This window comes from Geobacillus sp. PLS 41 (assembly GCF_056494105.1).
Genome location: NZ_CM151395.1, coordinates 2,267,179 through 2,290,697, shown reverse-complemented (window position 1 = coordinate 2,290,697; position 23,519 = coordinate 2,267,179). Strand labels below are relative to the sequence as shown.

Sequence of the window (23,519 nt, the reverse complement as noted above, 5' to 3'; positions counted from 1 at the left end):
CCCAAACACACCATATTGTTTCGTGATCATTTCACTCCGCAAGATATTTTGCATTAGTATATTCACCTCCCATCTTCAAAGTGAATAGCAAACAAAATGGCAGGTTAATGAACGGTAGTAAAAAATCACTATATTCCACTTAATTCCGTCTATTATAACAGGATCATAAAACGACCAAATTCGTTTAAAATGTTTGTTTCATAATTCAAATTCACTGGTAAAACAGGCTGGTATAGCAGGGCAAAAACATCATTTTTCTCCCATTACGGCAATCGCCGAGCCATCCTCTGTAATTAATCCATACAATAAAATGAACCTATGGCACCGGCTGATTGCCAACAGAGTTCCAGATACTAAAAAGAACGGATGATAATTGGCTCAGCTTCGGGGCCACAGCATGTTAAACACAAAATGGAGAAGGGGAGATTGTATGGCTTTGCAATTAATTAAATTGTTTGTCGCCGCTACTACCACGACAGAGGTTGCACCAGACGTCGCAAGATTTTTTTACATCACAACAGCTGAAACAGCAGAAGGAGCAACCTTAACGATCGACGCAGCCAGCTTTTTGCAAGACGACGGCAGCCAAGCGACACAGCTGCCAGCATTGGCAACTAACAATAGCTACTTTAACGTGTACATTAACGGCGTTTTGCAAATGGAAGGGATATCGACGTACACCCCAGGAGCTACCGGCGTCGGGTCACTGTCCATTACCGTCCCGACCGGAAGCGGCTCGATTCCAGCTAACACCCCGGTTGTGCTCGAAATTGTCCAATTCGCTCCAAGCTCCAACACTACTGTGACGACGTAACAGCCGTACTCTTTTCGATCATAAAAACAGGCGCACCGATGGGCGCGCCTGGTTTACTGTTCTGTTTCGTTTTCTTTCTTCCGGCTCTCCGTCATTTGCTTCCACACAGACCCTTTCGCTTCTTCGCCGCCTTCGATCCGTTCAATGGCCATTTTCACTTGCAAGCTCACTTCAAACTCCGGATCGTTTTCCGCCGCTTTCAACGCTGGCAGCGCCGATTCGTCGCCGACTTCGTACAAAAACATGGCCGCGCGCCAACGGACGAGCTTGCTTTCGTCCTTTAGCGCTTCGATCATGGCCGGAATGGCCTCCGGATCGCCGATGTCGGACAAACAGTCGCCGGCGGTGCGGCGGACAGCGACAGCAGGATCTTTTAACGCTTCATACAAATACGGAAGCACCTTTTTGCCGCCGATCATGCCGAGATACGCCGTCGCCAGGCGGCGAATCGCCATTTTTTCATCCTTGAGCGCCTTGGCCAACACCGGGATATCGTCCTCGGTCGGCTCGGCCATCTGTTCGAGCGCGGCATACCGTTTGCGCCAATCCGGGTCATCGAGCATCTCGCTCGTCACTTTGAGGCTTGGACGCTTTTGCACCGTTTTTTCCTGCTCGCCGCGGCGGAACATGTTGACGATCCGCTCCAGCCGCTCGGGCGGATAGGCTGCCGACAGCTCATCGACCATTTCGCGGCCGATTTCCTCAAACGTGCCGTAGCGCACTCCTTTTTCGACCCATTTGCGCTCAAGCACAACATTTCCTGCGTATTTTTGCGCCTCAATGACCGCGTCCATAAACGGTTTCGGCAGCCCGACGCGGTGTTCGCGCTCCCCATCGACAAGCTTCACTTGCATCGGCAGACCGTACAGCATTTGCACGAACACTTTCACTTCGCCGAAATGTTCGTTTCCTTTCGGCTTTGCCTCGGCGCCGTCATCCACTTTCTCGCCGAACACTTCGCGCACTTTCGCCAAAATGTCGCGCCAGTCGTATTTCGGATGGCGTTCAATAGCCAAAAAATCAGCGACATGGTAAATGCCTTTCACTCCGTCAATGCGCATCAATGCTTGAATAAGCGGCGGCGCTTCGCTGATGTTGTCCGGTTTGTAGTTATGGCGCGTGCCGGAAGGCAATTCTTCATCAAGCAATATTTTCATCGTGTTCGGGCTTGGCGTCGGCTCAATCGCTTGAATGCGCAAGCGTTACCCCTCCTTGCCTTACAGCAGCTTTTCAATTTCCTTTCTCAGCTCGCTTGGCTTTGTTTGCGGTGCGAAACGAGCTACAACCTTGCCGTTGCGGTCGACCAAAAACTTCGTGAAATTCCATTTGATCGCCTTTGTTCCCAATGCCCCCGGCGCCTCTTCTTTCAAATATTGAAACAGCGGATGGGCGTGATCACCATTCACATCCACTTTCGCAAACAGCGGGAACGTCACACCATAATTCAACTGGCAAAATTGCTCGATTTCCTCTTCCGTCCCCGGCTCTTGGCCGCCGAACTGGTTGCACGGAAAGCCGAGCACAACAAACCCGCGATCGCGATATTCGTCATACAGCTCCTGCAGTTCTTTATACTGCGGGGTGAAGCCGCAACGGCTCGCCGTGTTGACAATCAACAGCACGTTGCCTCGATAGACGGAAAGCGGTTGTTCCTCTCCGCGAATGGTTTTGGCGCTGAATTCATATACACTCATGATTTTTCACCTCATCTCCATCATAGCGGATTTCATGGTTTGTTTCTACTTTTTGCATCGTTACTGCCCGGCGAACAGCTGCAATTGTTCAAGTGATGAAACCATATACGGCACCATCTCCGGCAAATCGGCGGCGTTTTCCTCATAAATGAGGCGTGCAAATTCGACCACGGCTTCATTTTCATACGGGCCGCGTTCATGTGGAAATGGAAAGCGGAGCGTTTGCCGGATGATTCGCTCCTCCCCCCAAATCGTCCGCAGCGTTCCTTCAATGAGCGCACAAACGGACGAGCGGCGAACCGGAAGGGTAAACAGAAGAGCGAGCCGACAGCCGGCCCGGCCGTGATAGAGCCGCTCATTGACCAGCTCAGCAAAATCAAGCGAAAGCCGCGCGGTGCAGACGACGAGCGGATCGGGCGCATCATTCAGCCGAAATGAAATGGCGTACTCCCGAAACAAACGGGCCAAATCGACAAGGTCGCGGCGCTCGACCACGGCAATGCGCCCTTGCAAATCCGCGTCATATACCGCCCCTTCCAACACCGTTTTTAAATTGTCAAAGGCTGTCGGATCCAATCGGAATTCCCCCTTTTTGTTCACCAGCTGTTTAAGGTCAAAAAAATCAATTGAAGAATGTTGACAAAGTTTTTATAATTAAGGTATTTAGTAACGAGACAGAAACGGAGGGGACACCATTGCCAATCAACATTCCAAAAGACTTGCCGGCGAAAGAAATACTCGAACAGGAAAACATTTTCGTGATGGACGAAGAACGGGCTTACTCCCAAGACATCCGGCCGCTCAACATCATCATTTTAAACTTGATGCCCGAAAAAGAAAAAGCAGAGACACAGTTGCTGCGGCTGCTTGGCAACTCGCCGCTGCAAGTGAACGTCACCTTTTTGCGCCCGGCGACCCATGAGCCGAAAACGACAAGCAAACATCATTTAGAACAATTTTACACGATTTTCCCGCACATCCGCCATCGCAAGTTCGACGGAATGATCATCACCGGAGCCCCGGTCGAGCAATTGCCGTTCGAAGAAGTTACGTATTGGGATGAGCTGACCGATATCATGGAATGGACGAAAACGAACGTCACGTCAACGTTGCACATTTGTTGGGGAGCACAAGCTGGCTTATACTATCACTACGGCATTCCGAAATACCCATTGCCGGAAAAATGCTTCGGTGTGTTCAACCATACGGTGGAAGCGAAAAACGTGAAACTATTGCGCGGTTTTGACGATGTGTTCCGCATGCCGCACTCCCGCCATACCGACGTCAAGCGCGAAGACATCGAAAAAGTGCCAGATCTCACAATTTTGTCCATGTCCGACAAAGCCGGCGTTTGCCTCGTTGCATCGAACGACGGGCGCCGCATTTTCTTAACGGGTCATCCAGAATATGATGCGACAACGCTCAAAGAAGAATATGAACGCGACTTGGCGAAAGGGCTGCCGATTCACATCCCAGAATCATACTTTCCCAATGATGACCCAAGCCAGCCGCCGCTGAACACATGGCGCTCGCATGCCAATTTACTGTTTGTCAACTGGCTGAACTATTACGTGTATCAAGAAACGCCTTATGAATGGGAATGAAATCAATATATGCAATCATTTCACTTGAACCATCCCGAAAAAACGCCTTGCTGAAACATATGCAAGGCGTTTTTCTCATTTTGGCCGATTGTTTTCGTGTTTCGACAATCGCCCTGTTCTTTTAGTTTTTTTTGACATACAATACGATAGATTCCACCAGGAGGTGAACATGATGGGCGCTTGGCATGGAAACAGCTTTGCGTTGATTGTCGTTCTGTTTATTTTGTTGATTATTGTTGGATGTGCCTGCTTGGGCGGATATGCCTACTAACCGAAATCACTGATTGCCTTCATCCGGCCGCCGTGTTTGCCAGCATCCGGCCGGCTTGCAGCGGGAAAGCGGGAACACGAACGCTTCCCGCTTTTTTTATGCTGGGCTGTAGACAACCATGCATAGGAATGAAGGCATCGTCCATGCTAAACGTATGACAACGGCAGCCAAAGGAGGTGGAGCTCATGACGAAACGCCCAAACAACGGCAGCCGCAATCAAAACGCGCCAACGCAAGATCCGATGGCCTTGCTTCGCGGCCCGGTTTCCGGCGATAACAGCAAAGGACGTCGGCAAAACAAAATCCAAAATGACAAAACCGATGAAAATGCCTAACCTGCAAAAAAGCGGCTAAAAAACGGCCGCTTTTTTGCTTCTAAAATTCAATCCCTTTCATCGCGGTCCTTCCTTGTTCATAGTCATGCTTGATGAGCTTCATTTCCGTAACGATATCGGCAGCCGCCATCAGCTCAGGCGCGCGCGCGCGCCCCGTGATGACAAGATGGAGCGACGGCGGGCGCGTGCGGATCAGCTCGAGCACCTCGCTGACTGATACGATATCTTCAACGGGAAAGCGGTCAATGGCCAACACATTGTTCAGTTCATCGAGCACAATCATATCATACCGTCCGGAATACACATATTCTTTGGCCACCGCCCAGGCACGCTTCAATGCTTCCCGGTGGATGTCCGGCGTTTTCGTCCATGTGAAGCCGGCGCCGAGCTGACGGACGTCGACGCCAAGGCGCTCTAGGGCCAACTGCTCGCCGTATGTTCGTTCCGGCGATTTCAAAAACTGCAAAACCGCGACGTTCATTCCCCGGCCGACGGCACGCAGGGCAAGCCCCAATGCGGCCGTCGTTTTTCCTTTTCCGTCGCCCGTATAAACGATGACACGCCCGCTACGACGAGGCGTCGGCATCGACCACGCCCCCTTGCCGCTCCGGAAACCATTGGAGCGTCTCACGCAGACGAACGACATCGCCGATGATGATGATGGCCGGATGGGAAATGCCCGCCTGTTCCGCCTCGTCTGACAGCGTCGAAAGCGTCGCCGCCACCGTGCGCTGCCGCTCGGTCGTCCCCCATTCAATGATGGCCGCCGGCGTATCCGACGGCTTTCCGGCCGCCATCAAACGGCCGCAAATATCCGACAAGTTGGCCGCTCCCATGTAGACAATGATCGTATCGCATCCTCGAGTCAGCGCCTCCCAATCGATCCGCTCACTCCGATGCCCGCTGACCATCGCCACCGAGGCGGCGTAATCACGGTGGGTGACCGGAATGCCGGCGTACGCCGGCACAGCGATGCCGGATGTCACCCCTGGAACGATTTCAAACGGAATTCCGGCTTTCACCAACACTTCCGCCTCTTCACCAACGCGGCCAAAAATGCACGGATCGCCGCCTTTTAAGCGGACGACCGTTTTTCCTTGTTGCGCATGCCAAACGAGCAGCTCATGAATTTGTTCTTGAACCGTGTCATGTTTTCCCGGCTCTTTGCCGCAGTAAAGAAGCTCAGCGTCCGGCTTCGCGTAGCGCAGCAGCTTACGGTTGATGAGCCGGTCGTAAATAATGACATCCGCCCGTTCTAGGCATTCGCGGCCGTAAACCGTGATAAGCTTTTCATCACCCGGCCCAGCGCCGACTAAATACACTTTGCCGACGGTCATCGCCCCTTCTCCCCTTTCGCATTGGCCGTGGAAATGCCCGCCGAGGCGAACGTCGCCATTTCGTTCACCATCGCCATTGCTGAAATCAAGAGCGGAAACGCTACCGCCGCGCCGCTTCCTTCGCCAAGGCGCATGCCGAGATCCAAAAGCGGATCCTTCTCTAGCAAACGAAGGGCTATACTGTGCCCCGGCTCTTGCGAACGATGGCCGGCAATCATATAGTCTGTGACGTTCACGGCAAACTGGCGGGCCACAAGGGCAGCCACCGTGCAAATAAAACCGTCAAGCAAAATCGGGATGCGCCGTTCGGCGGCTGCCAGCATCGCCCCGGCCATAGCAGCGATCTCCAACCCGCCGATTTTCGAAAGCCATTCAAGCGGCTTCGCCGGATCCGGCCGATGAAGCAAGAGCGCCCGGCGGATGACGTCCCGTTTATGGGCAAGCATCTCCTCTTGAATGCCGCTTCCTTTGCCAACGATGCGCTCAAGCGGCTCCTCGGAGAGCGTGGCCAATAAAGCGCTCGCAACGGTTGTATTGCCGATGCCCATTTCGCCGACAATAAGCGTGCGGGCGCCTTGTTCAATGATGGATGCCGCCTGCTCGTAACCGACATAAAGCGCCTGTTCGGCCTCGGACGGCGTCATCGCTTCCGTTTTGGCGAAATTGTTCGTTCCCGGGCGCACCTTCTTCTGAATGACACGCTCATCAGCAATTGGCACGGCAACACCGACATCAATGACTTGAAGCAACGCGCCGATTTGCCGGCTGAAGGCGTTGATTGCCGCTCCGCCGTTGGCAAAGTTGTACACCATTTGCGCCGTCACTTCGGCCGGATAGGCGGACACCCCTTCTTCCGCGACGCCATGGTCGGCCGCAAACACGAGCACTCCGGGCGGAGTGACGCGTGGGAGCAGCTCTCCAGTCATACCGGAAAGCGCGGCCGCCACTTCTTCCAGACGGCCGAGGCTGCCGGGCGGTTTCGTCAGCTGATTGATGTAATCACGTGCTTGTTCCACCATTTCACGGCGGATCGGTGGGATGGAAGCATTCATCACGGTCGCACCATATCCCCATCAAGCGGGAATAGGCGCTTCCTCCTTTCTCGTCTATGATTGAGGGGCGAAAAAGCAGCTTTCCCCCGTCACGCTTTAGCGCAGTGGAAGGCCGGCCACCCCCGCTTTACAGAGGAATTCGCACCCCCAAACCGAGCCAATCGCTCGGCAAAAGCGGGCCATATCGGCCGTTCCTCCGCACCACCATTTTCCATATCGATCACAGCCGCTGAAATTGACGCATCATCTGTTCGATCCGTCCGACGTCGACATGCTCGCGGACATGGGCGGCAAGCCGGTCAAACATCGCTTCCTTACGGGTGTGAAACGATACAGCGCCGTGCAACGGAGCTCCCTTTTCGCGGCGAATAGCATTCAAAAAAGCGGTGCGGAACGCATCGTTATGAAACAAATCGTGCATGTACGTGCCCAGCACCCGCTCATCACTGTGCTTCGCCCCTTCATGGCGGCCGTCCGCCTCAATAAGCGGCGCATAGCCAGGAAGCGGCGCCGAGCGGCCCATATGAATCTCGTATCCTTGCACCGAAAACCGCTCGCCCGCCCACGTAAGCATCCCTTCCGTACGGATCGTGATTTTCGTCCGCTCAAGCGTCGTTTCAATCGGCAGCAAACCAAGTCCTTTTACTTCGGGGAGCGGCGTCTCGACTCCATACGGATCGCGGATGACGGCGCCAAGCATTTGGTAGCCGCCGCATAAGCCGACGACTCTCGCTTTTCCTTCATTGACAAGCGACACAATGCGGGAAGCGAGTCCTCTTTTCTTCATATAAATCAAGTCTTCGATCGTGTTTTTGCTGCCGGGAAGCACGATCACATCCGGCGCTCCAAGCTCGTCGCCGTGCGTCACCAACCGGACGCGGCAGTCCGGTTCGGCCAAAAGCGGGTCGATGTCGGTGAAATTGGCGATTTTCGGATAGCGGATGACGGCGACATCAATCGCTTCCTCTCCCCCGACAGATGAAGCAAACCGCTCAAGCGACAGCGAATCTTCCGCATCGATCGTCAAATCCGGCAAATAGGGGACAACGCCGAGCACCGGCACGCCGGTGTGCTGCTCAAACCAATCAAGCCCCGGCTTAAGCAGTGACACATCGCCGCGAAACTTGTTAATGATGACCCCAATGACCCGCTTTCGGTCCTCAGGCTCAAGCAGCGACAGCGTTCCAACGAGGCTCGCGAACACCCCGCCCCGCTCAATATCGCCGATCAACACGACCGGGGCGTTGGCGAGACGGGCGATGCGCATGTTGACCAACTCGCGGTCGTTTAAGTTTACTTCCGCCGGGCTTCCCGCTCCTTCAATGACAATCCGGTCATACTCGTTCATCAACGTTTCGAGCGACTGACGGATGACGGCCAGCCCTTGGTGGAAAAACTCGTTCCGGTAAGCGAACGCCTGCATATTGCCGTACGGTTTGCCAAGCACAACGATTTGCGATTCATGCTCGCGGCTTGGCTTAATCAAAATCGGATTCATCTCAGCGCGCGCCGCCACTCCGGCCGCTTCGGCCTGAATTCCTTGCGCCCGTCCGATTTCGTTTCCGTCCGGCGTCACGTAGGAGTTTAACGACATGTTTTGCGACTTGAACGGCGCCGTCTTCCAGCCGTCTTGGGCGAACATGCGGCAAAACGCGGTGGCGATGACGCTTTTGCCGGCATCAGAATGGGTGCCTTGAAACATAATCGGCAGCGCCTTAGCCATTGATGGTCACCTTCTCGCATTCGGCGAGCCACCGCTCAACCATCGCCGGGGCGGACGCGAAATGAAAATGGACATAGCCAGCGACAAGCCGGTGCGCCAAATAACCGTCAGGCTTCGTTCCTTTCCGGCCGCTCGTTTCGTAGGCAAACGGCGTCTCACCGCGCGGCTCATAAACGGAGTAGTGAAACTCATGGCCGCGCGCTGTTTCTCCTTCCGGCAATAGAAAATTTCCATTTCGACCGCGCACTTCGCGGTAGCCAAGCGCCGCGAGCTTCGTCTTCATCACGACCTTCCCCGGGATGACGCCCGCCATCTCATAGGCCGAACCGTCCGTCGCAACAAGCTGTTCGGTGAGAAACATAAACCCGCCGCACTCGGCCAACGTCGGCAACCCGTGTTCGATGGCGGCGCGGATCGACTGTTTGACAGCGGCTTGCCTGGCGAGCTCGGCGGCAAACTCTTCCGGAAACCCGCCGCCGATATACAATCCGTTCACCCCATCCGGAAGCGGCTCGCCGGCGAGCGGAGAAAAGTAGACAAGCTCCGCGCCGCAGGCAGAAAGCATCTCCAGATTCTCCGGATAGTAAAAATGAAAGGCAGCATCTTTGGCAACCGCCACGCGCACGCGATACGGCCGCGAAGGGCGAATGAGCGGCGCCGGAGAACAAAGGGCTGGCGCTTCTGCAATCGAAAGGAGCGTCTCCCAATCGATCGTGCGCGCCACCTTTCTCCCCAGATCGGCAAAAAACGAATCCAGTTCGCCGCGCTCCACCGACGGCACGAGCCCTAAATGGCGCTCTGGCAGCGCCAACGCTTCGTCTTGCGTGAGAAACCCGACGACCGGCACCCCGCACGTTTGCTCGACTGCCGCTTTGACGAGCCGAAAATGCCCTTCGCTGCCGACGCGGTTGGCAAATACGCCGGCGAGGCGCACATCGGGGCGAAACGTTTGAAACCCATGGACGATGGCGGCGGCGCTGCGGGCCATGCCGGAACAATCGACGACAAGCAGCACCGGGCTTTCGGTCAATACGGCGATTTCAGCCGTCGCCCCCTCGTCAGAAAGCGGCTGTTTCCCGTCAAACAGCCCCATCACCCCCTCGATGATGGCGATATCAGCCCCTTGACAACCGTTGGCGAGCACCGTTTTGACCGCTTCGCTTCCCATCATCCAACTGTCCAAGTTGCACGCCGGCCGGCCGGTCACAGCCGTATGGTAAGTCGGGTCGATGTAGTCCGGGCCGCATTTAAACCCTTGCACCGTATATCCTTGCTGCCTCATGGCCGCCATCAATCCAAGCGTCACGGTCGTTTTGCCGGCGCCGCTTCCCGGTGCGGCGATGACAAGCCGTCGCATGCCTCTTTCCCCTTTCCCTGCATGGTCGCTTTCTTTTGATGATCGATGAGCGCTACGGAAATCGTCACATTGCCGGACTTCTTTTTCACCAGCGCCAGCCGATCGGCCCCGCTGTACAATTTCGCCGCCGGCTCGCTCACCCCATACGCGCCGGTGTAGCGGTACACCGTTTCCGACGGCGCTTCGATCGGCACCGTGTTCAGCTCTTCTGGCGTATATGCAACCAATTCCCATCTATATTTGTTGACTACCTCCAAAAGTCCTTGTTCATCCTTTTTCAAATCAATGGTGCACACCGCTTTGACGCTTTTGAGCGAAAAGCGCAGCTCATTGAGCGTCTCATGGATGACCGCTTCGATTTCGTCAGCCGATGTGCCGCGGTTGCAGCCGATGCCAAGGGCGATCACTTTCGGGCGATACAAGACGCCGTTTTGCAAAATCGCTTCTTCTTCCGGCGCAAGCAGCCGGTGAGTGACCACAAGCGCCGCCGTCGGGCGGGCAGCGAGCGCTTCCGCGATCGAGCCGTACACGGCAATGTTTTTGGGCAATGGCCGCCCTTCCGGCCACCAGCCGGTTTCCCCCGACTCTTGCACGATCGCGACAGGCTCTTCATTCACGACCGCGGCGCTCACCGGCGTCAGCTTGTCAGCTGATTCCCATTCCCAGCCGAACTGGCGACCGAACAGATCGACGGCGATTGTCTGCTGCACGTCAGAAGCGGTCGTAATGACCGGGCGGGCGCTTAAAATGGCAGCAACGCGCCGCGTCAGTTCGTTCGCTCCGCCCAAATGGCCGGAAAGAACACTGATCACATGTTCAGCCTTATCATCGATCACCACGACCGCAGGATCGGTCTTTTTGTCTTTTAACAGCGGAGCGATCATCCGTACGACAGCGCCGAGCGAAATGATGCAAATGAGTCCGTCATAGCGGGCGAACAACTCCGGCAACAAGGCCCTGACGTTGCCGGAAAACAAGCGGATCCCGTGCTTGGCTTCATCGCCGCGGGCGAATTTATCCGTATAATAAACGTCCGCTCCCGCAAGAGCGCCTCCAAGGCGTCGGGCGATCTCGACCCCGTGTTTCGTAATGGCCACGACAGCATAGGCGCCGTGTCTTTTGTTGTTCGCGGCAGCAACTCCCACCTTACTTCTCCCCCTTTCGATATCCGTGCGTAAACGTGCGGTCGTACAGCTTCGAACGGTAGCCGCGCTCATGAATATGGGGATCGAGCGCCCAACCGGCCAACATGATCGCGTGTTTCGTCACACCATGGCGCCGCATATCGTCAGCCATTGTGGCAACGGTGGAACGAATCACGACTTCATCCGGCCATGTCGCCTTATAGACGATCGCGACAGGCGTATCACCGCTCCAACCCGCTTCAAGGAGCGCCGCGCTTACTTTTTTGGCAAGCGTCGCGCTTAAAAAAAGAACGAGCGTGCAATGATGCTGCGCCAGCTCCTGCAATTTCTCACGCGGCGGCATCGGCGTCCGCCCCTCGGCGCGGGTGAAAATGACCGTCTGCGTCAATTCCGGAACGGTGAGCTCCGCCTGCACGGCGGCCGCGGCGGCAAACGCCGAACTGACGCCGGGGACGATTTCCACTTCAATTCCTTCTTCTTTCAACAAGGCGATTTGCTCAAGCGTCGCCCCGTAAATCGATGGATCACCGGTATGGACGCGCACGACAAGCCGTCCTTGTTTCACTTGCTCCGCCATTGCCGCGACCATTTCTTCTAAATGCATGCCGGCAGTATGGAAAACGTCAGCATCCGGCTTCCGGTAGCGCTCGATCAATTCCGCGCTCACTAGCGAGTCGGTGTAAAAAATGGCGTCGGCAGCAGCGAGAAGCTCGGCGCCGCGAACCGTGATCAAATCCGGCGCTCCCGGCCCCGCCCCTACGATATACAGCTTCACTTTCTCACCACCATCAATGTCAAATATTCGAGTTCCGCTCCGTCGAGCTCCTCGATCTTCCACACGACTTCCTCGCCGGACGTCACTTTCGTCACAACAGCGGCGCGATGAAGCAAGTCGAGTTCCCGCAACAGACGAACCAGCAAATCGATCACTTTCGCCACTTTAAAAAAGACAACGCAATCGTGCTCAAGAAGCACTGCTTTCATCGCCTCAACATCGTCGCGGGCGGGCACGATCGCCACGGTTTCATCACCATCCGCCAGCGGCAGACGAAGCCTAGCGGCAGCAGCGTTGGCCGAACTGACGCCGGGGACGACTTCAATCGGCGCTTCCGGATAGCGGCGCTCCATTACGTGCATCAAATGGATGAACGTGCTGTACAACAGCGGATCGCCTTCGGTCACAAACGCGACATCGCGCCCGGCCGACAGCTCCGCCCAAATGGCGTCCGCCGCCTCGTTCCACTTCGGCTCAAGCAAGGCTCGGTCTTTTGTCATCGGAAAATGCAGGCCGAGCCGCCGTTTTTCCTCTGGCGCAAAATACGCATCAATAATTTGTTCCGCATAGCTTTTGCTTTGCCGCCCTTTTTTTGGATAGGCGATGACATCCACTTCTTTTAGGAGGCGGTATGCTTTCACCGTCATGAGCTCTGGATCGCCCGGGCCAACACCGATGCCGTACAACGTGCCGGTCACTCGTCTCCCTCCCGCTTGGCTGTCATGATATACACCGGATTGAGCGCCTCAAAGCGCGTCAACTCTAAAATGGGCTTGCTTCGCGACACTTGCGCGAGCGTGATGTCAACATGAAATCCACGGCTGCGCAGCTCGCAGCCCGCTTCAGCAAGCGTCTCAACCGTTGCCGCGTTGATCACGATGCGTCCATTTTTCTTCAGCCGTTTCGCACAGACGTCCAACAACGGCGACATCGCGCCTGACGTGCCGCCGATAAAGATGGCATCCGGGTCGGCAAACTCATCGAGCCGATCGGGCGCCCTGCCGTGCACAAGCGTGATGTCAACGCGGAATTTGCGCAAGTTTTGCCGGCAAATCTCGAGGTCGTATTCATTTTTTTCAATCGCAAACACCGCCCCGTCGCGGGCGATTTTCGCCGCTTCAATCGCGACCGAACCGGTGCACGTCCCAATGTCCCAGACGACGCTGTCCGGGCGCAAGCGCAAGGCGCTTACACTTAAGACGCGAATTTCTTTCTTTGTAATCAGCCCTTTGTCCGGCTTGCGTTGGAAAAATTCATCATCGTCAATGCCGAGCGGCCAAATCGGACCAGGAGCGGTTTGCCGCAAAATGACTATATTTAATGGAAGAAACTCGGTTTCTGCCATTTCTTCTAGCTTGAAAAACCGGCATCGCTCATTCGGCCCGCCGAGCTCCTCGCCGACAAACGCCTCATATTCCGTCATGCCGTACTCGAGCAAATAGCGGGCGATGGCGGCCGGCGAGTTCGTCTCATCGGTTAAGATGGCGACTTTGCGCCGCCCGTCGACCCGCTGAGCCAAACCGGTGAGCGGCCGGCCATGGACGCTGACAAACGCCGCGTCTTGCCAAGACTCGCCCATTTTCGCAAACGCCCATTGCACTGAGCTGACGGCCGGATACACGTCGATCGGCAATTTGCCGGCCAAATAGCTGCCGATGCCGTAAAAGAGCGGATCGCCGGAAGCAAGCACGACCGTGTTGCGCGTCTCATGGCGGAGCCGCTCCACCAGCTCCGCCAGTCCGCGGCGGATGATGATCGTTTCTCCTTTGTATTCAGGAAACATCGCCAGCTGCCGTTCGCCGCCGACAAGCAGCTCGCTTTCATCAATCCAGCGTCGATACAGCTCAGGAAGACTTGCTTGCCCATCAGCACCCACACCGATCAACTTCATCGTCCCCATCGGTCTGCACCGCCTTTCCTAATTGTTGTCCGTTCATTGTGTAAATGGACGTCGCCACCGTCAGACCGCCTCCCACTTCGTGAAGCGCCGCCTGGCAGCACGCTTCGCACAAAAGCTCGAAAAACTTCATGCAACCGGCCTCTTGCATCATGTCGCCGACTTGCGCCGCCGTATTCGCGCCGCGCACCGCAGCCACCAGTTCTGGGCCAGCACCTGCCTGCTCGGCGATGGCAGCCAAAAAGCCAAAGTCGACCGGGGCGCTTTTCGAGTGCACCATCATCACTCCTTGAGCGACTTTCGAAAATTTCCCCATCATCCCGACCATCGACACCATCTTGATGCCAAGCCGTTTGCATTGTTTCAGCGTAAAGCCGACAAAATCGCCCATTTCGATAAACGCTTCTTCCGGCAAATGTGGATATTCTTGCATGGCGTATTTCTCGCTCCGCCCCCCGGTCGTGATGACAACATGGCGGCAGCCGTTCGCTTTCGCCACTTGAAGCGCCTGCACGATGCTCGCCCGGTAGGCGGCGGTGGAGAACGGAACGACGATGCCGCGCGTCCCCAAAATCGAAATGCCGCCAATGATGCCTAGTCTCGGGTTCAACGTTTTTTTGGCGATTTCCTCGCCGCCGGGCACAGAAATGACGACCTTCACCCCGCGATGTAGACCGTATTGCGCCAGCACTTCATTGACGGCTTCGCGGATCATTTGCCGCGGCACTGGATTGATCGCCGCTTCCCCGACCGGCACCGGCAAGCCGGGTTTGGTGACGCGTCCGACCCCTTCACCGCCGTCGATATGAACGCCCGGCGACGAGGCCCACGAGACAGTGGAAACGATGAGCGCGCCGTGCGTCGCATCTGGGTCATCGCCGCCATCCTTCACGACCGAGGCCGTCGCCGTTTCGCCATCGAACGAACAAGAGGCGAGCGAAAAGGTCACCACCCGCCCGATCGGAATCCGAATCGTCGCCTCCGCCTGCACTTGGCCAGTGATGAGCGCCGTGAGCGCGGCTTTCGTTGCCGCTGTCGCGCACGATCCGGTCGTATACCCTTCACGCAGCGTTTTTTTCGTTTCCATCGTTCGTCACGCTCGCTCGGCGAGCAGCGATAAAGCATTCAAGGCAGCGACGGTCACGGTGCTTCCTCCTTTGCGGCCGCGGTTGGTGATGAACGGCACATCGAGCTTCGCCAATTCTTCTTTCGATTCCGCCGCCGAGACGAATCCGACCGGCAAGCCGATCACCAATCCCGGCCGCGCCTCTCCTTCTTTGATGAGGCGAATGAGCTCCAATAACGCTGTCGGAGCGTTGCCGATGGCAAAAATGCCGCCTTCCGCTTCTTTCACCGCTTTGCGCATCGCCACAATCGCCCTCGTCGTATTCAACCGTTTCGCTTCAGCGATCACGTCTTCATCAGAAATATAGACGCGCACCGCGCTGCCGAACTTCGCAAGCCGCGCTTGATTGACGCCGGCTTGCACCATTTGCACATCGGCGACGACGAGCTTGCCGCTGCGAATGGCATCAATGCCTGAGCGGATCGCATCCGGGTGGAAAATGAGGCTTTTGCCCAGCTCAAAATCAGCCGATGCATGGATGACGCGCTGAACGATTCGGTATTGTTCTTCTGTAAATGAATGCTCACCGATCTCTTCATCAATGATTTGAAAGCTGCGCGCTTCAATTTGTTCCGGCTGCACCGTCGCCGGACGAAATGTTGTATGGAAGTCCATGACAATTCTCTCCTTTCTTCATGATCGCTTGCATGAGCGGCCGCTAGAATCCCATTCTTTACACGGCCGGAAGCGGCGCATGCTGCTTCAACGCCTCGAGCACGCCGGCAAAATCGTGATGCACGATGCCGTATGACAACCGTGGGCGGCGGATGACGATGACATCAATGCCGAGCTCCTCGGCGGCAGCGATTTTCTCATCGACAAACCCGACTTTGCCGCTTTCTTTCGTGACGACGACCGTGACGCCAAAATGGCGGTATAGCGCCCGATCGAGCTCTTTCGTAAACGGCCCTTGCATCATGACGATCTGCTCTTGGGAAAACCCGAGCCGCTCGCATTTGTCGAGATTGTCTTTCCGCGGCAGCATCCGCGCAATCACCTTGACGTCCGGGCGACCGATGAGCCTCGCGGCGAAAATGTCGAGCGTTTTGCTGCCGGTCGTCAGCATCACGACGCCGCCTTTTTCCGCCGCCAAGTCAGCCGCTTCTTCATAGCTGTCGACAAATGTCACCTTCTCGGATGAAAACGAAGACGCCTGCCGCTCGTAGCGAATGTAGGGCAACCCGGCGTCTGCTGCCGCTTGCATGGCGTTTTTTGACGCCTCTTCAGCAAATGGATGGCTCGCGTCCACAATCGCTTTGGCCCCCTCGGCTTTGGCCAGATCGGCAAGCTGGGACGCATCCAAGCGGCCGACATAGGCGCGAATGCCGGCCGATCGGAGCTGTTCGGCCGCGTGATCGGTGACGACCGTCGCGGTTACGTTATAGCCGGCTTGTTGGATCATCACCGCCAATTCGCGGGCATCGCTTGTTCCAGCTAACAATAAAATCATCGGACGCTTCCTCCTTCAATGATGGTGATGATGATGGTGATGATGGGCGGCGTGCAGCCGATATTGACAGATGTCGCAATTCATCGCCACCGTTTGGCCGAGCACCTCGTTGAGGCGGTCAAGCACGATCTCCTCAAGCTTCGGATGAAATCCAAAATAGCCGGCAAGCGCAAACGAGATATGCGAGTGCTCAGCTTGGTATTGCGCCATTTGCTGCTCAAGCCGCTTAATCAGGATGCCGGTGAATAAAAAATACGGAAGAACAACGATCCGCCTAGCTCCGAGCATGAGACAGCGGCGGACAGCATCATCAAGCGACGGCGTCGTCACGCCCATAAACGCCGGCTCGATGAGCGCATAGCCGGTCTGTTCCCAAAAGAGGCGGGCGATTTTATACAAGTCGCTGTTCGCATCCGGATCGCTCCCGCCGCGGCCAAGCAAAATGACCGCTGTTCCGTCATCCGGCTGCTCCGGCCGCTCGCCGATTTCTTGCAATCGTTCGCGCAAAATAGCAAATGTCTGCTCATGGACGCCGATGGGGCGGCCGTAGCGGAACACCATATGCGGATAGCGCGCTTTGGCCTCATCGATTTCCGCCGGGATATGCAGCTTCGAATGCCCGGCCGGCAATAAAATGAGCGGAATGACCGCCACTTCCATTGCCCCGGCTTCGGCGCAGCGTTCGATTCCTTCGCCGATCGACGGACGGCCAAATTCTAAAAAACTTGTTTCAATATGAAACGAATCGCGCAAACGCGGCCGCAGGCGGTCGACAAACTGCCGCACTTGCTCGTTCCCTTCCGGGTCGCGGCTGCCATGGCCGACAAATAAAATGGCTCTCATGTTCGTTCTCCTCTCTTATATCGCTCCATCCGAGGTTACTCACCGCATGCCGGCGTTTCGATCTTCGCCGCCGTCTTGGCCTCCTCGTACGAAAAGCGGCCGATTTGTTTCACGCGGGCAAAAAACTTATGAAATCGTTCGTTCGGATGAGCATGTTCTTTGTACTGTTCAATGATGTCCGCCACAATGGCCACCATCTCTTCCGGCGGGATGCCTTCCGCAACGAGCTGGCCAGGATGGGCGTTGCGGCCGACCGTTTTCCCGCCTAAAAACAAGTCAAATTTCCCTTTCCGGTACACAAGCCCGATGTCTTCGCGCACCGCGCCGTAGCATGCCATGCCGCAGCCGTTGATGCCAAGCTTCAACTCTTTCGGCAGCGCCATGCCCCCAAATCGCCGCGCCAATTCCTCGGCATATGGAATCGCGTCTTTTTTCTCTCCATCGCAAAAGTCGCATGCCTTCACCGTCAGCACATCACCAACCGGCATCACCATCAGTCCGACAGCAGCGAGCCGATCGACAAGCCCTTTTGGATCCTCTGTCACCCGCTCGATTTTGATATAATGATCCGGCGTGTACGTCATTTTCCCGTCCGGTCCGACCGCTTCGGCGAGCGCGATGAGCTGTTCCGGGGTGAACTGTTTATTGGCCACCCCTGGGCTCACTGCCGCTTCGAACAGCACGGCGGACGCCTTCTTTGTCGTTCTTCTTTCCAATGCTGCAAGCGCGTCCTCCGCTGTTTCTCTCACCCGATGCAACAGAGCGGATGACGGCCGGTTTTCCGTTTGGGCGAATGGCTCCTCCGGCAGCGGAAAAGCGGAAGCTGCCGGTGCCAATCCAGCTTCCTTCGCCGCCGCGTCCACAGCTGGCGGCAAAACCGCAACGGCGGCAAAACCACGGTCTTTCTCGTCGTCGAAAGCGGAGGCAGCTGTAGCAAACGGCTGAAGCGCTCCTCCGTTCCCTTCATCCGGCTCTCTCAGCGGCTTCGTCTGGTCGAGCGCCCATGGCTCTGCCTCTTTGCGCAGCCGTTCATGCGGTTTGAGCGGCTGGACGGCGGCTGCTAGTTGATACTTGCGCTGGTAGCCGCGCGGCGTGATCATCACGCCGTCATGGACGAATGTCGTTGAGTTGCCGATAATCACCGTCGTCAACATGCCGATCTCATGGTCCAGCATATGCGCCAAGTCGGTGAGAACGATATGCTGCCGTTCGCGGTACGCACTTTTCACGAGTCCAACGGGCGTTGTCGGCGCACGATGGCGGAGCAGGATGCGTTGCGCCTCCACAATCTGCCGAGTGCGCCGCCCGCTTTTCGGATTGTACAACGCAATGACAAAATCGGCCGCCGCCGCGGCGTCAATCCGCTTTTCAATCAGCTCCCACGGCGTCAAATGGTCGCTCAAGCTGATCGTACACGCATCGTGCATAATCGGCGCCCCAAGCAATGCAGCGCACGAATGAATGGCGGAAATGCCGGGGATGACTTCGACTTCAATCGGACTCGCTTTCGTCCACCCTTTTTCGATCAACACTTCATACACGAGCCCCGCCATGCCGTACAACCCGGCGTCGCCGCTTGAAATGACGGCGACCGTTTTGCCGCGCTCGGCCCACTTCACCGCCGCTTGGGCGCGGCTCACTTCTTCGGTCATGCCCGTGCTAATGATCTCTTTTCCAGCAATGAGATCGCGCACAAGTTCGATGTACGTTTTGTAGCCAATGATGACGTCGCTTTCTTCAATCGCTTCCCGAGCCCGTTTCGTCATATGGTCGACGCTTCCCGGGCCAAAGCCGACAATGAGCAATTTGCCGCCCACTTTACAGCCCCCCTCTCCATATCTCGATTATCATCGACATCCCTAACCATATGCTGTAAATCCCTGTGACCGCACCAAGGACATAAAACAGTCGTTCCCGCTGCTTTGCTTTCCAAAATCCCCACGATAATCCAGCCGCTGTAGCAATCGTCGCAATGAGCAAGCCGGCGACAAACAGCACAAGCTGAAGGACAGCGGCGCTCACACGCACTTTTCCGACCGCGTGGGTGATAATGGCTAGCTGGGTCGGGCTTTCGACGCCAATGCCATGAATGATGCCGATGATCAAGGCGCCAGCCCAACCAACATGCGAAAAAGAACGGCAACTGTCCATTTCCCGCCTTCCCCGCAGCCATCGAGTAACCGTATGGCCGAACTCATAAAGGAGCTGAAACCGGCTTTTCACCTCACCCCGCCGAAAAAGAGAAAAAAGCATCATCCCGCCAAGAAGCACAAGCGTAACGCCAACTAAGAGCTCAATGGCGGCGGCTGACGACTCGGAAAGCCGGGCGCCGACCATGAGCGCCGCCACCCCCATGACAAACACGATTGCTCCGTGTCCAATAGCGTACATGATTCCGAGCGCCAACTGCTGTCTTCGCCGCGACTCGCTTCCGACCATATCCGCAATGGCCGCGACATGGTCGCTGTCCATCCCATGACGCATGCCGAGAAATATCGCTAACATTACATAACTGGCCCATTCCATCATTACGTCCTCCTCTTTCGAACGCCAATAACCGACTCCGTCCCACCAAGACGGGTCAACCCGTCTTCACGGTATTCATACGTCGCCCACGCGCGAAGCGGCTCGCCGTTTTGCAAATGGCGATGGACGACCTCTTTTGCCTTCTCCGGTGTCATCAACCGGTACCAGACGCCATCCGGGTAGACGATCATCACACACGCATCTTGACAGCGTCCGTTGCAGCGCGTCCTTGTTGTATGGACAGCGTCGTCAAGCCCAAGGCGGGCGATTTCCTCGCGCACCGCGGTTGTCACGTCATCTCCGCCATGGCGGAGGCACGTCCCTCCGTTGCAAATGAGCACATGATGCTTCATTCCCCGCAAATCCCACGTCGCCACCAAATCCCCCCTTTTGCTAGAATGGTAGAATGAAATGCGGCAGACGGACGGTTTTTCGACAAAAGAAAAAGCACCTCTACAGCAGAGGTGCAGAAAAATGTATACGAAAGCCGTAAACGGCCCAAACAGGGCCCCTAAAGCCGTCATTCTCCCGCACGTCTGCCTATAGTCCCGTAGGCATCCGTCCGATCCAAACAAGGCAGGTCTCCTGACTTAGGATCATCGCTTGGCGGCGTCTTCCCGAAGCATCCTTCAGTGACTTGTTGCCGCAAAGCTCCCCATCACAGTGGCGGGCACCGTGCCGGATTTTCACCGAGCTTCCCTTTTTCACCCAAGCCCTAAGCGGGCTAGGCACCTTGTTTGTCTTACCGCCATATATGCGCTGTCATGGAACAAGCATCCGTTTTCATCGTAGTACAACCAATGCGTTGCCGTCAACCGTTTTTTGCCGACAAATCTTTGTTGGCGACGACAACGCCGTCCGCATCAGCGTACACGTACGCCCCTGGCTCCCAGCGGACGCCGCCAAACTCGAGCGCAACGTCGCGGGCGCCTTTTCCTTCTTTTTGGCATTTCGAGCGGGCGTTCCATTTCAACCAGAACGATACATCTCCAACTTGTCCAGGTCTAAGACAAATCCAGCGCCCAGCAATATATCCAATCCTAACAAACCGTTAATCCCCTCATAGTCCATCCCGCTAAAATCAATTTCATACTCTCTTAGCTGGAAAGAATCTAGCTGAATACAGTCTAATTTTTTTGTAAACGCGTACTCTTTCCCACCGATTCCGTAATAAGCCACAATACGATCGCCCGGCTCTACCCGCAAATGAATATCTTCTACTGCATTTTGAGAAATCACTGTTTTCGCCGCACCAGTATCAATCACCATATTATGAATCAACTTAGACCTTCCTTGATAAACGATTTCGATCGATGCAAACAGCAAGCCTTCACGATATTCAATCTGCATAATGAAATTTCCCTCTCAGGCCAATCGCTCCCCGAACTTTTAAAACAATCTCCTTGTGGCTAGTATGATAAACAAGCTGATTCCCTTTCGATTGCAGCAACTCACGAGTTGCATCCTTGTCCGAAACCGTTCCGATAACAGCCACCTCTTCAATGATTTCTTGATCTCCCTCTAAATGGGACTTTAATACTTGTAATTTCACAAATTGATTTGGATACAATGAACGCACTTCCTGCCATTCCATCTCCATCGCCTCAACCTGTTCGTTGTATTGAACGAGACTCAACCGCAGCCGTCAACCATTTTTCGCCAACAAATCTTTGTTGGCGACGACAACGCCGTCCGCATCAGCGTACACGTACGCCCCTGGCTCCCAGCGGACGCCGCCAAACTCGAGCGCAACGTCGCGTGAGCCTTTTCCCTCTTTTTTGCTTTTCACCGGGCATGTGCCGATCGCCATCACGCCAATCGGCATGGCGCCAATTTCCGCTGAATCGCGGATGCAGCCGTGGATGATGACGCCAGCAAGCCCCCTCTCGCAAGCGATTTGCGCCAGCCGGTCGCCTAATAGCGCGACGCGGCGCGAGCCTTTTCCATCGACCACGAGCACCGTCCCCGGCGGCACCGTCTCCAGCGCTTCTCGGACAAGGACGTTGTCTTCAAACACATCGACCGTCGCAATCGGCCCGGAAAACGCCCGCTTTCCGCCGTACGATTGGAACGGCAACTCGCATACTTGCAACTCGTCTAAAAATTGATCGCATAAATCGGCTGTTTTCATTGTCGCTCTCCCCTTTCATGTTTTGCATTCGCCGTCATTCGCCAAAATCCTTCTGCCTCAGCAGTTTTTTGTCGACGATCTTTCATTCGAACGACTGACACGAACGCGGCGATGTGAACCAAACCATTGTGTGGCGGTTAATCGCTTCGATGTATTCCACCGATCGCATTGAAACCATAAAAAACGGCCCCGCGCCGATATATAGCGGAGACCGTTTTCACCGGCTCAAAGCCCCTCCGGTTTGACCAGACGTTCAGCTGGGCTAGCTGGATCTCGAACCAGCGCATCACGGAGTCAAAGTCCGTTGCCTTACCGCTTGGCTATAGCCCAACGTTTTGTTGTCGTTTACAGTATGCGGCATGATAACGCACTTTATGCATCAAACTGAATATCCCTTTGCTTGATGTGCGAAACTATCGGTACAAGCATCCTTTCCCCACTATATCACCTCGTTTTTCCCTCGCACTTGTTTTCCCGATATGATAACTGGAAGGGGAGAGATGTATATGCGCCGGATCACGGTTTTTCGCTTCTATCTTTGCACATTGTTTTTGTTATCGTTGCCGATCGTCTTAGCGGCCGCGGCTGCCTGGCAGCCATCCAGCCAGCCGAAAACCGCCGTCATCGCCCACCGCGGCGCGTCCGGATACGCGCCGGAGCATACGCTCTCATCCTACCGCCTTGCCGCCCGCATGCAGGCGGACTATATCGAAGTCGATGTGCGCGCAGCCAAAGACGGGAAGCTCGTTGCTCTGCATGATGCGACGCTCGCCCGGACGACAAATGCCGAAACGGTCTACCCGCGCCGTGCTCCGTGGCGGGTAAATGATTTTTCGTTCGCTGAACTGAGGCGGCTGGATGCCGGGTCGTGGTTTCATCCACGCTTTGCCGGCGAGCGCATCCCGACGCTTGATGAGGTGATTCAGATGCTGAAAGCGGAGCGTGTGGAAGCCCCGTTGTACATCGAAACGAAACAGCCCGGCATCGAAGAGGCGGTCGTCCATCTATTGAAAAAACACGGTTTCCTGCAACAGCGCCGCGTCATGTTTCAATCGTTCCACCCGGAAAGCTTGCAAGCGCTCCGGCCGCTCATCCCGCACGGCATTCGGCTCATTCAATTGGTCGGCGAGAAGGAAGCGCACAGCGGCCGCGACGAGCTGCTGCAACAAATCGCCGTCTATGCCGATGGCATCGGCTTGCCGCTTTCGGCCGTCACCGAAGAGTGGGTGCGCGCCGCCCATGGCCGCGGGCTCATTGTTCACGTCTATACCGTCAATGAACCACACGATCTCGCTCGCCTATGCGCCATGGGCGTTGACGGCCTGTTCACCGATTATCCAGACCGCCCTGGCCGCATTGCCGCCTGCCGTCGTCTGCCCCGCCATTGACCGGCCTTCAGGGAGCCAGGGGGAGCTTATTGTTTACATAATGTTATTATG

General features: G+C 55.8%; 27 protein-coding genes, 1 tRNA gene, 1 pseudogene and 1 riboswitch. Of the genes and pseudogenes, 5 read left to right on the top strand and 24 right to left on the bottom strand.

The genetic code is table 11. The features are described from left to right. The first annotated feature begins 430 nt into the window (after nt 1-430). Nucleotides 431-814: a DUF4183 domain-containing protein gene (locus ACVX3G_RS11420; RefSeq protein ID WP_011231275.1), complete on the top strand. Its 384-nt coding sequence runs from the start codon at nt 431-433 to the stop codon at nt 812-814. Nucleotides 815-867: 53 nt separating this feature from the next. On the opposite strand, the gene ACVX3G_RS11415 is transcribed toward ACVX3G_RS11420, so the two are convergent. Genes ACVX3G_RS11415 through ACVX3G_RS11405 form a run of 3 tightly spaced genes read right to left on the bottom strand, consistent with a single transcriptional unit; the run spans nt 868 to nt 3,084 of the window. Beyond that, on the bottom strand, nt 868-2,013 hold the full coding sequence (locus ACVX3G_RS11415) for a conserved virulence factor C family protein (protein ID WP_014195887.1): 1,146 nt from the start codon (nt 2,011-2,013) through the stop codon (nt 868-870). A gap of 18 nt (nt 2,014-2,031) precedes the next feature. Then, nucleotides 2,032-2,508: a glutathione peroxidase gene (locus ACVX3G_RS11410; protein ID WP_014195888.1), complete on the bottom strand. Its 477-nt coding sequence runs from the start codon at nt 2,506-2,508 to the stop codon at nt 2,032-2,034. A gap of 60 nt (nt 2,509-2,568) precedes the next feature. Further along, nucleotides 2,569-3,084, bottom strand: a complete 516-nt coding sequence (locus ACVX3G_RS11405; RefSeq protein WP_014195889.1) for a hypothetical protein — start codon at nt 3,082-3,084, stop codon at nt 2,569-2,571. A gap of 119 nt (nt 3,085-3,203) precedes the next feature. On the opposite strand from ACVX3G_RS11405, the gene metA reads away from it, so the two are divergent. The 3 genes from metA (at nt 3,204) to ACVX3G_RS11390 (ending at nt 4,718) form a co-directional block, all read left to right on the top strand. Next, nucleotides 3,204-4,112, top strand: a complete 909-nt coding sequence (gene metA, locus ACVX3G_RS11400; protein WP_014195890.1) for a homoserine O-acetyltransferase MetA — start codon at nt 3,204-3,206, stop codon at nt 4,110-4,112. Nucleotides 4,113-4,284: 172 nt separating this feature from the next. After that, nucleotides 4,285-4,383 carry a YjcZ family sporulation protein gene (locus ACVX3G_RS11395; protein WP_011231280.1) on the top strand — a complete coding sequence of 33 codons (99 nt, stop codon included), beginning with the start codon at nt 4,285-4,287 and terminating at the stop codon, nt 4,381-4,383. Between the two features lie 185 nt (nt 4,384-4,568). Beyond that, nucleotides 4,569-4,718: a hypothetical protein gene (locus ACVX3G_RS11390; protein ID WP_011231282.1), complete on the top strand. Its 150-nt coding sequence runs from the start codon at nt 4,569-4,571 to the stop codon at nt 4,716-4,718. A gap of 40 nt (nt 4,719-4,758) precedes the next feature. Here ACVX3G_RS11390 and cobO read toward each other — a convergent pair whose 3' ends face one another. From cobO to ACVX3G_RS11285, 21 genes and pseudogenes are all read right to left on the bottom strand, one after another. Further along, nucleotides 4,759-5,304, bottom strand: coding sequence for a cob(I)yrinic acid a,c-diamide adenosyltransferase (cobO, locus tag ACVX3G_RS11385; protein WP_479454546.1), 546 nt, complete (start codon nt 5,302-5,304; stop codon nt 4,759-4,761). Then, on the bottom strand, nt 5,285-6,055 hold the full coding sequence (cobA, locus tag ACVX3G_RS11380) for a uroporphyrinogen-III C-methyltransferase (RefSeq protein ID WP_008880165.1): 771 nt from the start codon (nt 6,053-6,055) through the stop codon (nt 5,285-5,287). Before cobA ends, cobO begins: the two co-directional genes overlap by 20 nt. Next, nucleotides 6,052-7,107 carry a nicotinate-nucleotide--dimethylbenzimidazole phosphoribosyltransferase gene (gene cobT / locus ACVX3G_RS11375; protein WP_011231284.1) on the bottom strand — a complete coding sequence of 352 codons (1,056 nt, stop codon included), beginning with the start codon at nt 7,105-7,107 and terminating at the stop codon, nt 6,052-6,054. Before cobT ends, cobA begins: the two co-directional genes overlap by 4 nt. 220 nt (nt 7,108-7,327) lie before the next feature. Then, a complete protein-coding gene (locus tag ACVX3G_RS11370) occupies nt 7,328-8,830 on the bottom strand; it encodes a cobyric acid synthase (protein WP_014195893.1) in 1,503 nt (500 codons plus the stop codon). Further along, nucleotides 8,823-10,187, bottom strand: coding sequence for a cobyrinic acid a,c-diamide synthase CobB (locus ACVX3G_RS11365; protein ID WP_021322611.1), 1,365 nt, complete (start codon nt 10,185-10,187; stop codon nt 8,823-8,825). Before ACVX3G_RS11365 ends, ACVX3G_RS11370 begins: the two co-directional genes overlap by 8 nt. Further along, nucleotides 10,133-11,332 carry a cobalt-precorrin 5A hydrolase gene (locus ACVX3G_RS11360; protein WP_021322610.1) on the bottom strand — a complete coding sequence of 400 codons (1,200 nt, stop codon included), beginning with the start codon at nt 11,330-11,332 and terminating at the stop codon, nt 10,133-10,135. The genes ACVX3G_RS11365 and ACVX3G_RS11360 overlap by 55 nt, the downstream gene beginning before the upstream one ends. A gap of 1 nt (nt 11,333) precedes the next feature. Continuing rightward, nucleotides 11,334-12,107 carry a precorrin-4 C(11)-methyltransferase gene (gene cobM / locus ACVX3G_RS11355; protein WP_011231288.1) on the bottom strand — a complete coding sequence of 258 codons (774 nt, stop codon included), beginning with the start codon at nt 12,105-12,107 and terminating at the stop codon, nt 11,334-11,336. Next, nucleotides 12,104-12,805: a precorrin-2 C(20)-methyltransferase gene (cobI, locus tag ACVX3G_RS11350; protein ID WP_015374899.1), complete on the bottom strand. Its 702-nt coding sequence runs from the start codon at nt 12,803-12,805 to the stop codon at nt 12,104-12,106. Before cobI ends, cobM begins: the two co-directional genes overlap by 4 nt. Beyond that, the gene (locus ACVX3G_RS11345) at nt 12,802-14,007 is read right to left on the bottom strand and encodes a bifunctional cobalt-precorrin-7 (C(5))-methyltransferase/cobalt-precorrin-6B (C(15))-methyltransferase (protein ID WP_031206571.1); all 1,206 of its coding nucleotides are present in this window, start codon (nt 14,005-14,007) and stop codon (nt 12,802-12,804) included. Before ACVX3G_RS11345 ends, cobI begins: the two co-directional genes overlap by 4 nt. Then, nucleotides 13,973-15,091 carry a cobalt-precorrin-5B (C(1))-methyltransferase gene (locus ACVX3G_RS11340; RefSeq protein WP_014195897.1) on the bottom strand — a complete coding sequence of 373 codons (1,119 nt, stop codon included), beginning with the start codon at nt 15,089-15,091 and terminating at the stop codon, nt 13,973-13,975. Before ACVX3G_RS11340 ends, ACVX3G_RS11345 begins: the two co-directional genes overlap by 35 nt. A 6-nt stretch (nt 15,092-15,097) precedes the next feature. Then, nucleotides 15,098-15,745, bottom strand: a complete 648-nt coding sequence (locus tag ACVX3G_RS11335) for a precorrin-8X methylmutase (RefSeq protein ID WP_014195898.1) — start codon at nt 15,743-15,745, stop codon at nt 15,098-15,100. Nucleotides 15,746-15,803: 58 nt separating this feature from the next. Then, on the bottom strand, nt 15,804-16,580 hold the full coding sequence (gene cobK / locus ACVX3G_RS11330; protein ID WP_008880155.1) for a precorrin-6A reductase: 777 nt from the start codon (nt 16,578-16,580) through the stop codon (nt 15,804-15,806). Nucleotides 16,581-16,595: 15 nt separating this feature from the next. Further along, nucleotides 16,596-17,423, bottom strand: a complete 828-nt coding sequence (locus ACVX3G_RS11325; RefSeq protein WP_008880154.1) for a sirohydrochlorin chelatase — start codon at nt 17,421-17,423, stop codon at nt 16,596-16,598. A gap of 35 nt (nt 17,424-17,458) precedes the next feature. Beyond that, on the bottom strand, nt 17,459-19,240 hold the full coding sequence (cobJ, locus tag ACVX3G_RS11320) for a precorrin-3B C(17)-methyltransferase (RefSeq protein ID WP_014195899.1): 1,782 nt from the start codon (nt 19,238-19,240) through the stop codon (nt 17,459-17,461). 1 nt (nt 19,241) lies between these two features. After that, complete coding sequence (locus tag ACVX3G_RS11315) at nt 19,242-19,949, bottom strand: HoxN/HupN/NixA family nickel/cobalt transporter (RefSeq protein ID WP_223812636.1); 708 nt, start codon at nt 19,947-19,949, stop codon at nt 19,242-19,244. 2 nt (nt 19,950-19,951) lie between these two features. Further along, nucleotides 19,952-20,326: a (2Fe-2S) ferredoxin domain-containing protein gene (locus tag ACVX3G_RS11310; RefSeq protein WP_025039121.1), complete on the bottom strand. Its 375-nt coding sequence runs from the start codon at nt 20,324-20,326 to the stop codon at nt 19,952-19,954. A gap of 181 nt (nt 20,327-20,507) precedes the next feature. Further along, a riboswitch (cobalamin riboswitch) is annotated at nt 20,508-20,700 on the bottom strand. Between the two features lie 60 nt (nt 20,701-20,760). Then, nucleotides 20,761-20,901: pseudogene (locus ACVX3G_RS11305) on the bottom strand (RraA family protein); the annotation flags it as partial. 17 nt (nt 20,902-20,918) lie between these two features. Beyond that, complete coding sequence (locus ACVX3G_RS11300) at nt 20,919-21,299, bottom strand: retropepsin-like aspartic protease (RefSeq protein ID WP_008880146.1); 381 nt, start codon at nt 21,297-21,299, stop codon at nt 20,919-20,921. Continuing rightward, entirely contained in the window at nt 21,289-21,543 is a 255-nt protein-coding gene (locus ACVX3G_RS11295) for a hypothetical protein (RefSeq protein WP_008880145.1), read from the bottom strand. The genes ACVX3G_RS11300 and ACVX3G_RS11295 overlap by 11 nt, the downstream gene beginning before the upstream one ends. Before the next feature lie 51 nt (nt 21,544-21,594). Next, on the bottom strand, nt 21,595-22,080 hold the full coding sequence (gene rraA / locus ACVX3G_RS11290) for a ribonuclease E activity regulator RraA (RefSeq protein ID WP_008880144.1): 486 nt from the start codon (nt 22,078-22,080) through the stop codon (nt 21,595-21,597). 257 nt (nt 22,081-22,337) lie between these two features. Further along, a tRNA-Gln gene (locus ACVX3G_RS11285) sits at nt 22,338-22,410 on the bottom strand. A gap of 176 nt (nt 22,411-22,586) precedes the next feature. Here ACVX3G_RS11285 and ACVX3G_RS11280 point away from each other — a divergent pair. Further along, entirely contained in the window at nt 22,587-23,468 is an 882-nt protein-coding gene (locus tag ACVX3G_RS11280; protein WP_025039122.1) for a glycerophosphodiester phosphodiesterase family protein, read from the top strand. Nucleotides 23,469-23,519 lie beyond the last annotated feature (51 nt).

What these genes read in the sequence shown, in the direction of transcription:
- ACVX3G_RS11420 (WP_011231275.1), top strand. Translation starts at nt 431, where the DNA reads ATGGCTTTGCAATTAATTAAATTGTTTGTCGCCGCTACTACCACGACA.
- ACVX3G_RS11410 (WP_014195888.1), bottom strand. Translation starts at nt 2,508, where the DNA reads ATGAGTGTATATGAATTCAGCGCCAAAACCATTCGCGGAGAGGAACAA.
- ACVX3G_RS11395 (WP_011231280.1), top strand. Translation starts at nt 4,285, where the DNA reads ATGGGCGCTTGGCATGGAAACAGCTTTGCGTTGATTGTCGTTCTGTTT.
- ACVX3G_RS11390 (WP_011231282.1), top strand. Translation starts at nt 4,569, where the DNA reads ATGACGAAACGCCCAAACAACGGCAGCCGCAATCAAAACGCGCCAACG.
- cobO (WP_479454546.1), bottom strand. Translation starts at nt 5,304, where the DNA reads ATGCCGACGCCTCGTCGTAGCGGGCGTGTCATCGTTTATACGGGCGAC.
- cobA (WP_008880165.1), bottom strand. Translation starts at nt 6,055, where the DNA reads ATGACCGTCGGCAAAGTGTATTTAGTCGGCGCTGGGCCGGGTGATGAA.
- cobT (WP_011231284.1), bottom strand. Translation starts at nt 7,107, where the DNA reads ATGAATGCTTCCATCCCACCGATCCGCCGTGAAATGGTGGAACAAGCA.
- ACVX3G_RS11370 (WP_014195893.1), bottom strand. Translation starts at nt 8,830, where the DNA reads ATGGCTAAGGCGCTGCCGATTATGTTTCAAGGCACCCATTCTGATGCC.
- ACVX3G_RS11365 (WP_021322611.1), bottom strand. Translation starts at nt 10,187, where the DNA reads ATGCGACGGCTTGTCATCGCCGCACCGGGAAGCGGCGCCGGCAAAACG.
- ACVX3G_RS11345 (WP_031206571.1), bottom strand. Translation starts at nt 14,007, where the DNA reads ATGGGGACGATGAAGTTGATCGGTGTGGGTGCTGATGGGCAAGCAAGT.
- ACVX3G_RS11340 (WP_014195897.1), bottom strand. Translation starts at nt 15,091, where the DNA reads ATGGAAACGAAAAAAACGCTGCGTGAAGGGTATACGACCGGATCGTGC.
- ACVX3G_RS11335 (WP_014195898.1), bottom strand. Translation starts at nt 15,745, where the DNA reads ATGGACTTCCATACAACATTTCGTCCGGCGACGGTGCAGCCGGAACAA.
- cobK (WP_008880155.1), bottom strand. Translation starts at nt 16,580, where the DNA reads ATGATTTTATTGTTAGCTGGAACAAGCGATGCCCGCGAATTGGCGGTG.
- ACVX3G_RS11325 (WP_008880154.1), bottom strand. Translation starts at nt 17,423, where the DNA reads ATGAGAGCCATTTTATTTGTCGGCCATGGCAGCCGCGACCCGGAAGGG.
- ACVX3G_RS11315 (WP_223812636.1), bottom strand. Translation starts at nt 19,949, where the DNA reads ATGGAATGGGCCAGTTATGTAATGTTAGCGATATTTCTCGGCATGCGT.
- ACVX3G_RS11300 (WP_008880146.1), bottom strand. Translation starts at nt 21,299, where the DNA reads ATGCAGATTGAATATCGTGAAGGCTTGCTGTTTGCATCGATCGAAATC.
- ACVX3G_RS11295 (WP_008880145.1), bottom strand. Translation starts at nt 21,543, where the DNA reads ATGGAATGGCAGGAAGTGCGTTCATTGTATCCAAATCAATTTGTGAAA.
- rraA (WP_008880144.1), bottom strand. Translation starts at nt 22,080, where the DNA reads ATGAAAACAGCCGATTTATGCGATCAATTTTTAGACGAGTTGCAAGTA.
- ACVX3G_RS11280 (WP_025039122.1), top strand. Translation starts at nt 22,587, where the DNA reads ATGCGCCGGATCACGGTTTTTCGCTTCTATCTTTGCACATTGTTTTTG.